Genomic DNA, 13,571 nt, shown 5'->3' on the forward strand with positions numbered 1-13,571 from the left:
ATACTACTGGGGTCACTTAGTGCTTTAATAGCATTGCCGGCTATAACGGGATAGCTAAACATTGTAAAAAAATCTTCTGTGGCGCGGGAGCCTTCGAGTTTATGGATTATTTCACCTACCTGAAATGTTTCAGGATAACCCCATGGCAATTCGTATCCGGTCGCGTAGAAGTTAATATACTCCACTTCCGGCACCGCCTCTTTTACATCAGCTAGTGGTAAATAAGTACGCCCCTCAACAAAATTCCTACTTGTTGTGTAACTACCCGTGATAACATTGTTGATATTTGCTGTCTCGTAAACATTATAAAGTCTATCTCCATTGATATGAAAGTTGTCGACGCTTTGTTCATCCTTTATCCATAAGAAAATGAAAAGGCAGCACATCATGCCAAGAGCCAATCCTGTAATATTGATAAATGAAAATGCTTTGTTCCTCACAAGATTTCTGCTAGCAACAGTAAGATAATGTTTATACATGTTCATAAGAAGAAAGGAGTTTGGGTTGGTACTTGTTTTTCTTTTGATAGCAAAGGGTTTTATAAAACCCAACACATTTCTGATATAATCTATTTGAGCACTTCGCAAACCGGTATACTTTAGCTGATATTCAAATTCCTCTTCAAGATCTCCTTCTATTTCTTCCAGCAGATGCGGGGCGCAATACCATTTTAGCAGGCGTTTAGCCCAACGAGGTGGTAATTGTTTCTTCTTGTTGTTACTCATAGTATTGCATTTGAAGGTTTCAGAGAAGATGGCATCATATTCCACAAGTTGGAGCGTATGCCCTGGATCTCCTGCAGGGTTTGAACTCCATAAGCAGTTATCTTAAAGATTCTCTTTCTTCTTCCTCCCCGCTCCGGTGTAGGATCACTCATTCTTGAACTGATCATTCCTTTTTCTTCAAGGCGATGCAATGAGGCGTGAACCTGATTTAGTCGTACATCGCGTCCGGTCTGATCAATGATTTCATGTGTAATGTTTACGCCGTAGGCACGATCGTCAAGGATGGCCACCATAAGCAGAACTACTTCTTCAAACTCGCCAAGGTATGTTCGTTTCAATGTAATGGTATATTATATCCATTTTTGCTGATCAAATAGCCTGCCAGATGTAGAACTTTAATTCCTGTTAAATATTAAAGAATCAGTAATAATATGATTGAGCAGGTCGTTCGGAAACAACACAAAACTGTCCGGTATCGAAACGAATGTTTTTATCGATCTTTATTAAGGCAGAGGAGTTAGCGTAATATGCATGAGTAAATATATTTCCCTATTATTAAAGGGAAGTTCTTGTTCGAAACATTATTGGCCAAACTTCTTAACTTTGTTTCTCACCATGTAGTAGAAAATGAATTTAAGGGAAATTATACCAGGAGAAAAGCTGAGGCCGTATGTGAAGTGCTACTTCATATTCGAATCAGAAGGTGATGTAGAAGTATCAGATGTTGTATTTCCTAATGGTTTTATGGAGATCATGTTCAACCTGGGAGATGGGTTATGGAAGTCTGCCGTTGATAATGTATTTTATACAACACCACCTGTTGAATTGTGGGGCCAGCTTACAAGACCATTACCCATTAAGGCTAAAGGGAAAAACATGATGCTGGGTATCAGATTCTTTTCACACACAGCAGCCTACTTTCTAAACGAAGAAGTAAGTGAATTCAATGATCAGATTGCAGACTTAAGAGATCTGTTAGGTGCTTCTGTAAGAACATTGCACGAGCGTTTAATGAACGTTACATTGTTAAGTAAAAGGATTGCGCTCATCGAAAATTTTCTTGAGAATAGGTTGTCTGTTACAGAACGAAGAAAACATAAAATTTCCTTGGTAGCCGGCATCATCAACGACATGAAACATGCCGCATTTAGTGATGATATGGCTGCTGTTGCATCTCGCTATAATATTACGCCCCGATACATGCAAAAGTTATTCTTGACATATACGGGCGTTAGCCCTAAGATGTTCGGGAAAATAAACCGCTTTCAACAAAGCTTACAACTTGTTCAAAAGAAGGAAGCAACACTCACCTCCATAGCACACGAGTGTGGCTATTTCGATCAGTCGCACTTTATAAGAGAATTTAAATCTTTTACAGGCTTTACACCATCTGCCTACTCACCAGAAAACTTTCCTGTAAGCCAGGCTTTTGCCAATATTTAACTCCTGTTCCGATTTATACAATTCAGAGAGAACATAACGCCATAGTTTTGTATGGTAATGTTTTAAAAGCTTGAATTAATACCAGGAACAGATGATTTACACCAGGTTTACACTTGCCATTGTGTTAATGGCATCTTTATCAATGTGTGCCTTTCTGACAACGGCACAGCCTAAAGCAAAGCTGAATTTAGAGGAGGCAAAGAAGGCGATAGCAGAAAGCAATGATGTTTACTTTAAAGCTTTTGCAAGAGGAGACTCTTCAATTTTTATCGGTCGCTACTCGGAAGATTGTTATATTATGGCTCCTGACGGCCCCTCGATTTGCGGCGCTACAGCACCGCTTCAATTCTTCCGCATTGCCTATCATGATATAGGACTGAGAAATGGGAAGTTTATCACTACAGCAATCTACGGCGTTGGTAATGGTTACGTAGTAGAGGAAGGGTTATGGCAATCATTTGATGCAAATAATACGATGTTTGACGATGGCAAATTTCTCGTGCTCTGGAAAAAGACCGAAAAGGGTTGGAAAATGTTCAGAGATTCGTTTAGCAGCAACAGAACAAGGAAGTAAAAACTAATTTATTAAAACTAAGAAAAAGACAACCACAATATGAATTCACAAGTAAAAGTTTTCAGAGAACTCCATCGCCAAAGCGAACCCTTGCTTTTAGCAAACGTATGGGATGTACAAAGCGCTAAAGTTTTTGAAAAACAGAAATTCAAGGCCATTGGTACTTCAAGTGCGGCAGTAGCGCAAACATTAGGTTACAACGATGGTGAAGAGATGCCATTTGATGAATACTTCCTAATGATTAAAAGAATAAAAGCATCTACCACTATACCTTTAACTGTAGACCTGGAGGCAGGTTATGGCAAAACGGAAGATGAGATAGTCAGTAATATTAAAGCATTGCATGAATTGGGCGTTGTTGGTATAAACATTGAAGATTCGATCGTCACAAATTCTGTCCGTACCATTGTAAGTGCTGAAAGCTTTGCTGAGAGATTAAAGAAATTAATTAGTAGACTGCATGAAGAAGACATTGACATCTTTATTAATGTGCGATGCGATGCCTTCTTACTTAATCTTACAGATGCTAAAAATGAAGCCATTAGAAGAACTTCCGCTTATGGGAAAACAGGTGTTCATGGCTTCTTTCTTCCATGCATTACAAATGTTGATGATATTAAAGCAACCACTGCAGCAACTACTTTACCGGTTAACGTAATGTGTATGCCTAACCTACCTGGCTTTAATGTTTTAAAAACGGCTGGTGTAAAAAGAATCAGTATGGGGCCATTCTTAAACAAAGCTGTTTACCAACGTATGGAAGAACTTTGCCAACAAGTTGTTGAGGAGCAGACGTTTTCTGTTTTGTTTTAATTGCTTGTATAAAACCAAACATACAGAAATTTAAAGCTGCATTCGTTACTATCGTAACGTCCTCTTGTCGCGAGATAAAAAAAACAAAACGTCCTTCGTGCTAACGAAGGACGTTAAGCGCTTTAATAACAAAGATGTTATTTAACTATAAACTTCCTTGTTGTTCTCTTATTTCCGTCATTTACATTGATAATGTAGAGCCCAGTTTTAAGTTGATTTACCGTGGTGGTCTTGTCGACCAGCTGATTAAACACCGGCTTTCCTGCTACATCACTAATACTTACCATTGATGGACGGGACACATGAATGGTTACGTTGCCAACGGAAGGATTAGGATAAACACCTATTTCCTCGTTAACCTCCACCTCTTCAACTTCTCCTGCGGACTGCGCTGCAATGCGGGCAGCACTGCTTACTGTAGTATATGTAAAAGCTTCCCATCCACTAATAGTGGCCCTGTTACACGTCATTGCAGCAGCACCATTCTCAGATGAGATGTATCTGCCATTATTTCCCCGTAAGGAAATTTTACCATCTGCATTAACAATCCAGTCAAATTTCTCCCAATCTTGTATAGTAGTACGGTTACAAGTGATAGGTTGTTCACCATTCTCTGATGACAAATATTTATTCATGCTTCTGAGCGCAATTTTTCCGCCACCTGCATCAACTACAGTAAAATGCTCCCATGCCTGTGCTGTTGGTCTGTTACACCACATTGGCTGTTCACCGTTTTCGGAGCTCACAAACTGGTTGTTATTTCCCCTTAATGCAATGGTACTGCCTATTGGAGCAACACTATTGGAAGTTCCGGCACGGTATACTCTTACATAGTCAACATACATGCTGGCTGGAAATGCATTGTTATCAACAGTAAAGCCTGGCCAGTTGCCGCCTATGGCCATGTTGAGAAGTATAAAAAAGTTATTATGAAACTCGCTGGTGCCATTAACACCATTGGCAATATTCACAATATGGTATTGCACACCATCAACAAACCATTTGATGGACGACGCATCCCACTCAATGGAATAAACATGGAAGGCAGTAATGTTGGTGCTGGTAGGACCTCCGTAGTTTGCATACTGGTTGTTGTGATCCTGCCAATGGATAGTACCGTGTACAGCTCCACCGGTATTCACGTGTTCCATAATGTCAATCTCACCACAGGCAGGCCATCCAACATTAGGTTGTGAAATATTATCACCCAACATCCAGAACGCTGGCCACACACCCTGAAATGACGGCATGGCTATACGTGCCTCAATTTTGCCGTACCTCCAGGATCTCCTTCCCTGCGTTTTCATCCGCACAGAAGTATACTGCCTGCCTTCAAAATTTTCTCTGCGCGCAGTAATTACTAGCTGTCCATTAGACACGGTAGCGTTTTCCCTTCTATAATACTGCAATTCGTTGTTACCCCACCCGTTAGAACCAGTTCCGGTTTCAAATACCCAATCTGGCCCAATACTACCTTCGAATTCATCCTGCCATACAAGTTGCCAGTTCTGTGCCCATAGCTCTATAGTGAGAAGCATTCCGGCTAGAAGAAAGAAAGAGCGTAAAACTTGCATAGTTTTTAAAGTTTGGTTGAAAATAAGTTTTACTGTTGCTAGCAGGTGTTTACTTTCAAAAACAAACGTTGTAACACGTAATGCAATCGAATGAATAAAAGTAAGAATAATAAAGAGGAGCAAATTACTTCGGTACTACGTCATAAATACTTCAACCTTCTAAAACTACACATCAATAATACATCAAAGGTCCAAAAAGGGGTATAGTATACGTTACAACATTATATATTATCAATCTCAAGCTATAGGGTTATTTTACAACGACTTTTTTGCTATAAATATGTCCATTGGCAAAACGGACTACCAGATTGTAAATGCCTTTATGAGGAATAGCCAAGTGTAAAGTCGTATCGTTCTTTAGTTGACTAATTTCGGTTTTAATACTACGACCTACAAAATCATAAACCATTAATGAAATGGGCAATTGGTTTTCACGTAATTCTATTATAAATAGTCCGTTTGATGGATTAGGATAAATATGTATTTCGAATAAGACGTCATCATTGGTGTTGGTAATTATGCTTCCTCTAAAATATATATTATTTATATTAGACTTTACGGGACCAACCCTCATTTCAGCAGGTGAGAAGTTGTATTGCGAAGCAAAAGGAGCAATGGTGCCTGACCAGCCCAGCGGTACTTCAACTGCAAAATTACCTTTATCATCCGTTAGTACACCTTGAGGCAGCCCATTGAGAGTAATTCGAGCCAGGGGATAACCGCCATCGTCAACAATGCTTCCAGTTAGCAGAAAGGTATTCGTGCTTTTTAATTGGAACAAATTATTCAATTGATTACCATCAATTGTGTTAATAGTTACCTGGTCAGGCGCAAAAATGCTGCCTTCCAGTAAGGGAATTATTGTACCAGACCAACCTGAGGTAACTGTAAATGAATAAACTCCTGTTTCGTTTGTTTTAACTTTACCTGTTCCATAATCAATTGTAACACCTCCTACTGGACTTCCAGAAACATCTAGAACTTTGCCTGCTACCGTATAAGTTTTTATCGCGCCTGTGAAATTAACGTCATTAAGGTTGCCTGTAAGGGAGGTTATCTGAATTGACGAAGGAGAAAAAATATAATTTATGTTTTCAGGTGTTAATTTGCCGGACCATCCTTTCGTTGTTGTGATAGAATAGAAACCGTTTTTATCTGTTACTACTTTGGACGGAGCACCACTAACTGTAACTCCCGTTAAAAGATTTCCATCGCTATCTTTTACAGTTCCAGTAATATTAAAAACTTCAAGCGCTGCGGCTGTAAAATTTCGGTTTAATAGGTCGCTCGTTATGTCGTTTATCTCAATTGCTGAAGGTGTAAATGCTAAGCCGTTATAAGATGGGGTAATATGAAATGAGGAGTACTTAGTAATTTCTATTTTGTATATTCCATCATCATTTGTTGTAGTTTCTTCAAAGCCCGCAGTTATCTTAACATTCTTCAAAGGTTTACCCTGTTCATCTAAAATTTTACCTGTTACTGTTTGCTCACCTACATAACTGCAAGCAAACCTCACTCTTATGTCGCCTTCCAGGTTAGTAATGGCAAAATTCTCAGGAGAGAATAAATAACCCGGGTAATAAGGTGTAATAGTACCTGACCAACCTTTTTGTGCTGCGAAAAAATAGTACCCCAGTTTATCACATCTTACTGGTAACTCAAATCCTTTAATATGAAGACCCGGAATTACATAAAAGTTATCTTTTACGACAGTTCCTGAAACAGTAAATGTTGAAAAGTTTCTTTTTACTAATCTGATGCCTCCAGGATTATTATTGTGAAAGCTGTCCCTTTTTTTGATGTATTCATGCCCTCGCATTATATGTCCATAGAAAAGATCTGAGTTGGAAGTGGCGACAGGATTTACTGCGGGACTATTAGCGTAGAATTGTCTGTCAAAATAGTCCAGACACCATTCCCCTATAGGCCCTGTCATGTCATATACATTTAATTCGTTGGGTAGCTTAGTCCCGATTGGTTCTGTAGGTATAGAGTAGAAGTTAAAAGTTTGTGTCTCGGCCGCAACATCATTATAGTTGTTACTCCCACTATAAATGTAATTATGTGTATATTTCCCTCCGCTGGCAGCATATTCCCATTCTGCTTCAGTAGGGATAGATAATCCAGCCCATTCTGCAAAAAACCTTGCACCGTCATAGTAACAAAAGTTTACAGGATGATTAACAAATGCTGGGTCTACCGAAAATGAAGTACCATCCCATATAATAGGACAGTCAAAATATGTTTCATACCCTACAGGCCTGGTAACATTAGTAGCATCGAATACTTGAACAAGTTGGCAATATAACTCGGAACCCACCCCTTTACGAGCAAAGTATACGTCTACGTATGGAAATGCCAGCACGCGATGTGATTTGACAGATTCCATCAATTTCACATCGTTCTTTATACAATTTAAAAATTTAACAAATTGGGCGTACGTAACTTCATACTTACTGATTTGGAAATCACTAACAGTAACATTATGAGGTGGGCTTTCCCATGTAGCGATTGAGGAATTTTGTCCCATCGTAAAAGTACCTCCCTCAACATTAACCATTTCAATCTCGCCACCATAGGCAGTAAGCCATGGTTTAAACGAAGATATGCTTTTACTTTGTGACGTAGCTCCCTTTGGATCGTGTGCTACAATTTTCCAATAATAAGTATCTGTTCCTTCAAAGCTTGTAATATAATAATTCTGAGAAATGCCGGATGCTATTAGCGTAGTTGGATTAGGATTCTTATCTGCGTAAACATCATAAGTGACGTGATCGCCATCTTTGTCGTAAGATGGGTTCCATGTTAGTTTAACTGAGTTTCCTATGTTAATTGCGCCATTAATTGGAAAGGTTAGCAGAGGAGGCTCTGGGGTATCATTAATATAATTTTCAATTGTAAAAGACCAAATTTCCTTTCCTAAAACATTGCTTTGATCATATCCATCTACTGCTACTACTTTCCAGTAATATGTTTGCTGGTCTTTTAAATCATAAATAAAAGTATAGAATGAGGTAGTAAGATTATCGACGATAAGGGAACCAGAAGAAAAAACAGGATCTTCGCTAAAGAATAATTTGTATATTGTTTGGTCGCCATCGCTGTCAACGCTAGGCTTCCATTTCAGGGTAACGCTACTTTTTGTAACATTTACACTTTTATCAGTGGGTAGTAGTAACTCAGGCGCAGAGGGGTACCTATTTTGTCTTGCAGTGGTGAAAGTAAATATCTCACTTGATGTTTCATTCCCCTCTGTATCTTTGGCTACTACACGCCAGTAATAAACTGTTTCAGGAAGAAATATTTCAAGCAGAGGAATAAAGTTATAACGCTTCTCAATTCCGTTTGGAGTGTTAACTTGAATTATAGTTACAAACTCATTTTGTTCTTCATTCATCCAATTATTATATAGATTAGCCCTGAAAAGTGAAGGGGAGGAATCTGTTCCCAGATAAATATCATAAGCTAATGAATCACCTTCAGGATCAATAGAGGGAAGCCATTCCAAATATTGCATCAATGGGACCTTCGTCTCATTACGTGATGGTAAAGTTAAAACAGGTTTTAAAGGAGGAGTTCCGGCTCGTGAAATGTTATTAAAAAGACAAATCAGAACGAGTTGAGCAACCAGAACAATTTTAGTGGGGCGAATCATAGTTGTAGACCAGGGTTAATTGTGGATTAACTTAAGCTGATCGATGGTTAAGATGACAAATTATAGTGAGAAATGCTGTTTTTCTTTGTAGGCTGCTAGATTTTCTTTGTAACTGGAATATTAAATAGTCTATATACTCTTCCGATAATCCAACTTTTACAGCTTATGAACATCTTGATATAATCCCTGAGTAAAAACAGTGAGAAATTACAGTACAAATATTTTTATAAGTAACGTGTAACCCTCACTGTGTATATTTTAAAAATACAATTGCTAATTATCACTACAACTTAAGAAGTCATTTCCAATAGGCTGCCCAGGTGGAGGTGGCAGAAGGTTTTCAAATTTGTATTCAGCAGGATTATTTTGAAAAGTATCTATTCTTAATAAAGCATAAGAATAATGAGCCCTCCAGGTTTCAGAAGTTGTGCCCTTGGTTTTGTCACTCAGCCATTGTTTAAGTTGGCTTATTTTCAGATTAGCTATGGCACGCGCCTGAAGCGACGCTTCTTTCGCCAATGATAGTTTGAACAGGTTATTGAGCACAACATCGTTTATTGTAATCTGCACAGCCCCTTCGTAACCATCTTTTGGTGATGCTTTTATAGTTGCATTAAAAACAATATCCAAAACCGAACTCAATGATGGTTGTTTACCATCGCGTGCATTATGTTCTACTAGTCGCGTAGCGCGAGCCGGATACATAAGCAAACTTAAAGTAAGATCTGCAGCGCTCTCTACTGCACCTAAGGGATCAAAAGCAAGATCGGTTCTTGTTTTAATCACCTCCCGGCCGCGTATATACCCGATAGGTCTGGGTGGTATGTTCTTTAAAATGCTTTCAGGCAATGCCAATGTTGAAGGAGCGATGGCCTTAAGAAGTGACTGCAATGCTTTCGACTGTACTTCAGGCGATACAAATTCAGTCACTGGCTGACCATCACCTCTTAAAGCATATCGGTAATTTAATCCGCCGATAAGTTTTACAGAAGCTTCCGCCTGGTACCGGTGAGCAAAATAAAGAGGAACCAGTACCTCTTCAAGCAGGGCCATAGGTGTTCCTGGTTTTATATTGTTCTGTCCGAAGTTCTTCAGTGCTACGGTACGTATTTCAAGTACACGATTTAATTCTTCCGCCGCATCCTTGCCGTTATCCCACAAATGTGCATAAGGGTGTGATCCCCCTTGTGGTCTTGCATCCTGATCAGACAAAAAGGTAAGCCCTTCTTTCAGCGAGTTTTGTATAATCTTATTCAACTCCTCTTCTTCATTAACTCCGTCTGCAAAATCCTGATAGCCATATGTAATTGCTACTTTATCCCAGGGCCCTATTTTATCATCATAAGCATTACTCAAGCTTATTTTGCCATTGTTAAGTGTCGCCATGGGATGAGGGTAGTCCATCACAGAGGCAAGATTTTCAGTACTTGACGCGTAACTATGCGCTAGTCCTAACGTATGTCCTACTTCGTGAGCAGCTAACTGCCTGAGACGCGCTAAGGCCATTTGTTCCATTTCCTTTGATACAGGTTTGCCCATCTCGTAAGGAGCAAGCAGACCTTCAGCAATCAAATAGTCCTGACGTACACGCAACGAACCTAAAGTAACATGCCCTTTAATTATCTCACCTGTCCTGGGGTCAGTTACGGAAGCACCATAAGACCAACCGCGAGTAGAACGGTGTACCCATTGTATAACATTATATCTTACATCCATTGGATCTGCTCCTTCAGGCATCATTTCTACCCGAAAGGCATCTTTATAACCGGCAGCTTCGTAGGCCTGATTCCACCAACGTGCGCCATCTAACAAAGCAGACCGTATAGGCTCGGGTGTTCCTCGGTCGAGGTAATAGACAATAGGCTCAACAGGCTCGCTAACTTTTGCTGATGGATCTTTTTTCTCCAAGCGATGTCTTGTAATAAAACGTTTTTCGATAGGTTCACTTATGGGTGTAGCGTAATCAAAATACATCATGTTAAAGTAACCTGCACGTGGATCGAACTTTCTTGGTTTATAATTTGCATCAGGCAACTGAACAAAAGAATGATGTTGCCTTACTGTAACACTTGAAGGTGTGGGCGTAACGCTTCTGATGTACGCCCCTTCTGGTTTTCCTGTAAAGGTTAGGATTACTTCAAACTCAGTGTTCTGCGGAAAGCTTTTGGTGCGTTCCATATAAAATGCGGATCGGCTCTTATCAAGCGAATAGGTACCTTGTTGCGCTGATTTAAGCGTATTGATTACATCATGTACATCTTGTAAAAAGAAATCACTCGCATCAACCAATACTTTACCGTTTTCTTCTGCTTCTACTTTAAAACCCCATAATACTGACTGCGCGAATGCTTCTTCTACTGCTTTGCGCTCATCCTGGTTATCGGTTATAGCACGATACTTATAATTTGGTTCTATCAATAAAACCTTTGAACCTCTTCTATCAAATCTTACGATCCGCTCATTTCCTAACTGCCCTCTGTCTAACCCTATATCATTGGAGCCAAGCCCTGCTGGCAAAGAGTTTACGTATAACAACTCAGTATTAAACTTGTCTATGATAAGAAAGATCTTGTCCTGCTTTTCATCGTAATAGAAATTAAAAAAGCCTTCAAAGCTTTTCATCCCCTTTACCTTTGCTCCGATAGTGTTTTCTGTGTTTATAGTTGATTGCTCTGGCTTCTGATCTTTCTTTTGAGCAAGCGATGCGAAGCAAAACATCGCTATAAAGAGTATGGTTAAATAGCGTTTCATAGATTTAGGTTTAAGCTAAATCTACAAAGTGTTAAGTGAATGCGCTAAAAATTTATATCTGCGGTGTTTAAAACTGCTTAAATCGAATGAATTCAATCGTGCCTATCAGATCGCTCCTTCGATATTTTCCATCCTTTTTTAAAGAACAAGAAACATAAAATGATAAAACGAGCAATGTTGGCTTAAAATAAAATGACTAAGATCATGACAAAGGCCTTAAAGGAAGCCCAATCACGACAAGTCATTTTATTTCAGTAAACTCTTATAGAATTGATGTTATATTACTTTCCCCTCACTTTGAATACTTGGTACGGGTTTCTGCGGAGCCTCTATTTTAACTTTCGAAAATTCGAAGTTAAGGTGCTTTTTGTAGTTCGCTATATCCTCAGGATCGCCAAAAATGTAGAATAACTTCTCTTTGAAAGATTTTGCCTGTTTAATGTCTTTCAGGATATCAACATATTCATGGAAGTTAATATGGATAGGATCATGCTTGTGGTCAATGTTATGCGTTATTCCATAAATCACCTGTTCGTCTTCAGGTTCAAATGTTCCAAACATGCGATCCCAGATAATGAATGTCGCGCCGAAGTTCTTGTTAATATACTTCTCCTGTGAGCCGTGGTGTACCCTATGGTTAGAGGGTGTCGCAAACACATACTCGATAACAGGATGTAACCTTCTGATGTATTCAGTATGAACCCAGAACTGAAATAATACCGCTATCTGATTTGTTATGAAAATAATAATTGGATGAAAACCGATTAGAGCGACAGGTATAAAAAAGATTATCTTGATATACTGTACCCAACTCAACCGAAATGAAACAGTAAGGTTATAATGCTCACCGGAATGGTGGGCGACGTGCGTGGCCCAGAAGAAACGCATGTGATGTGACACCCTATGTGCCCAATAGCTACAAAAATCAAAAATGATGTAGCATGGTATAAAAGTCCACCACTTAAATTCCATGCGCCAAGGTATAAGGTTATAGATGAAAATAAAGAGATAGAGCAGAAGAGTCTTCAAAGCAACTCCAATAATCACATTTCCTATTCCAACTAATGTAGAGCCGATGGTTTCGGACTTCTCATAATATTTTCTGTTTTGTAGATAAGAAATAAGGTACTCAAGACCAACAAAGAAAAACATAACGGGTGCAGCATACACAATGATGTTAGGAATTTCACCATTCAAACTGCTTACAGCATCAAATGGAATTTTTTCAGCACCGAAGATTGAGTCGAACGTCATCAGGAAAAATTTAAACGAGAAATATATTAAAAAACTATACCAAAAGATTGAACTACATAAGTTCTTACAATAGCACTAAACTAAACGATTAAACCAGCACTAGTCTCTTAAAGACCTGTTTATGTTTGTTTAGCACATCTTACACCTACTCACCTAAGAAGAATTTTATTCTATTAAGTACTGTTCTATTTTTAGTCACTAGTACTCCACTGTATTTTTTATTTCCAGGACTTTTTTTCCTGATCTGGAAAATGTAAATGCATTGTTTCACTTCTGTTCAACTTAATTCTACTATTATGGCAGCAATACACTTAAAACAGCCCTATAAAATACTCTCCCACAAAATCAAAAGATATACAAATCACTACAGCATACCGGCTGATGCCTGTGTTATTATTCCATTAAAGTCGTACGGTGATGAGGTAGCCTGTGAGGTTCGGTGGGAAGATGACAATGGAGAACTTCAGGTTAAAGAATCGCTGATATTCACGTCTGAAAATCTTCAGCCCATCAATAAATTTATTAATTCATCACTGTATGAATTATGGGAACACTATTACGGCCCGAATTCAGCCAATAACTGAGTATTACCTACCGCCATTGGTAAGCATTAATATAATACTTTTGGATTTAGCAGCTAATTGAGCTATATTTAAAAACTTTATTAATCAATCAATTCTATAACACTTATCTGTCTGTTCTGCTCCGTTCGGAGATAAGCATTATTCAACATGGCTCTTTAATAAAGCTGGTCCTAGTGCAATTGAAATGGCTTTTGC

10 protein-coding genes are annotated in these 13,571 nt (G+C 38.8%); 4 read left to right on the forward strand and 6 right to left on the reverse strand.

Going from position 1 to position 13,571, the window contains the following annotated elements; genetic code table 11:
- Positions 1 to 725, reverse strand: a 725-nt coding sequence (locus KK060_RS05950) for a permease prefix domain 2-containing transporter (RefSeq protein WP_254152784.1), incomplete at its 3' end; no start/stop codon positions are given.
- A complete protein-coding gene (locus KK060_RS05955) occupies positions 722 to 1,063 on the reverse strand; it encodes a PadR family transcriptional regulator (RefSeq protein WP_254152785.1) in 342 nt (113 codons plus the stop codon). The genes KK060_RS05955 and KK060_RS05950, both read right to left, overlap by 4 nt.
- Positions 1,064 to 1,352: 289 nt before the next feature.
- On the opposite strand from KK060_RS05955, the gene KK060_RS05960 reads away from it, so the two are divergent.
- The 3 genes from KK060_RS05960 (at position 1,353) to KK060_RS05970 (ending at position 3,555) form a co-directional block, all read left to right on the forward strand.
- A complete protein-coding gene (locus KK060_RS05960; protein WP_254152786.1) occupies positions 1,353 to 2,168 on the forward strand; it encodes a helix-turn-helix transcriptional regulator in 816 nt (271 codons plus the stop codon).
- A gap of 91 nt (positions 2,169 to 2,259) precedes the next feature.
- A complete protein-coding gene (locus KK060_RS05965) occupies positions 2,260 to 2,742 on the forward strand; it encodes a YybH family protein (RefSeq protein WP_254152787.1) in 483 nt (160 codons plus the stop codon).
- A 39-nt stretch (positions 2,743 to 2,781) separates the two neighbouring features.
- The gene (locus KK060_RS05970) at positions 2,782 to 3,555 is read left to right on the forward strand and encodes an isocitrate lyase/PEP mutase family protein (RefSeq protein WP_254152788.1); all 774 of its coding nucleotides are present in this window, start codon (positions 2,782 to 2,784) and stop codon (positions 3,553 to 3,555) included.
- A 137-nt stretch (positions 3,556 to 3,692) separates the two neighbouring features.
- On the opposite strand, the gene KK060_RS05975 is transcribed toward KK060_RS05970, so the two are convergent.
- The 4 genes from KK060_RS05975 to KK060_RS05990 all read right to left on the reverse strand — a co-directional run bounded on the left by KK060_RS05975 (position 3,693) and on the right by KK060_RS05990 (position 12,792).
- Positions 3,693 to 5,129 carry a family 16 glycosylhydrolase gene (locus KK060_RS05975; protein WP_254152789.1) on the reverse strand — a complete coding sequence of 479 codons (1,437 nt, stop codon included), beginning with the start codon at positions 5,127 to 5,129 and terminating at the stop codon, positions 3,693 to 3,695.
- A 250-nt stretch (positions 5,130 to 5,379) separates the two neighbouring features.
- Positions 5,380 to 8,787 carry an SUMF1/EgtB/PvdO family nonheme iron enzyme gene (locus KK060_RS05980; protein ID WP_254152790.1) on the reverse strand — a complete coding sequence of 1,136 codons (3,408 nt, stop codon included), beginning with the start codon at positions 8,785 to 8,787 and terminating at the stop codon, positions 5,380 to 5,382.
- A gap of 273 nt (positions 8,788 to 9,060) precedes the next feature.
- Positions 9,061 to 11,538 (reverse strand): zinc-dependent metalloprotease, encoded by a 2,478-nt coding sequence (locus KK060_RS05985; protein WP_254152791.1) that lies wholly within the window; start codon positions 11,536 to 11,538, stop codon positions 9,061 to 9,063.
- A 276-nt stretch (positions 11,539 to 11,814) separates the two neighbouring features.
- Positions 11,815 to 12,792: a sterol desaturase family protein gene (locus KK060_RS05990; RefSeq protein ID WP_254152792.1), complete on the reverse strand. Its 978-nt coding sequence runs from the start codon at positions 12,790 to 12,792 to the stop codon at positions 11,815 to 11,817.
- A gap of 296 nt (positions 12,793 to 13,088) precedes the next feature.
- Here KK060_RS05990 and KK060_RS05995 point away from each other — a divergent pair, with 296 nt between their 5' ends.
- Positions 13,089 to 13,376, forward strand: a complete 288-nt coding sequence (locus KK060_RS05995) for a hypothetical protein (protein ID WP_254152793.1) — start codon at positions 13,089 to 13,091, stop codon at positions 13,374 to 13,376.
- The last annotated feature ends 195 nt before the right edge of the window (positions 13,377 to 13,571 follow it).

Source organism: Chryseosolibacter indicum (assembly GCF_018598585.1).
Lineage (GTDB): Bacteria > Bacteroidota > Bacteroidia > Cytophagales > Cyclobacteriaceae > Chryseosolibacter > Chryseosolibacter indicus.

Bases quoted from the DNA above. Each gene is read 5' to 3' on its own strand.
- KK060_RS05985 (WP_254152791.1), bottom strand. From the start codon at position 11,538: ATGAAACGCTATTTAACCATACTCTTTATAGCGATGTTTTGCTTCGCA.
- KK060_RS05960 (WP_254152786.1), top strand. From the start codon at position 1,353: ATGAATTTAAGGGAAATTATACCAGGAGAAAAGCTGAGGCCGTATGTG.
- KK060_RS05970 (WP_254152788.1), top strand. From the start codon at position 2,782: ATGAATTCACAAGTAAAAGTTTTCAGAGAACTCCATCGCCAAAGCGAA.
- KK060_RS05995 (WP_254152793.1), top strand. From the start codon at position 13,089: ATGGCAGCAATACACTTAAAACAGCCCTATAAAATACTCTCCCACAAA.
- KK060_RS05990 (WP_254152792.1), bottom strand. From the start codon at position 12,792: ATGACGTTCGACTCAATCTTCGGTGCTGAAAAAATTCCATTTGATGCT.
- KK060_RS05965 (WP_254152787.1), top strand. From the start codon at position 2,260: ATGATTTACACCAGGTTTACACTTGCCATTGTGTTAATGGCATCTTTA.
- KK060_RS05980 (WP_254152790.1), bottom strand. From the start codon at position 8,787: ATGATTCGCCCCACTAAAATTGTTCTGGTTGCTCAACTCGTTCTGATT.
- KK060_RS05975 (WP_254152789.1), bottom strand. From the start codon at position 5,129: ATGCAAGTTTTACGCTCTTTCTTTCTTCTAGCCGGAATGCTTCTCACT.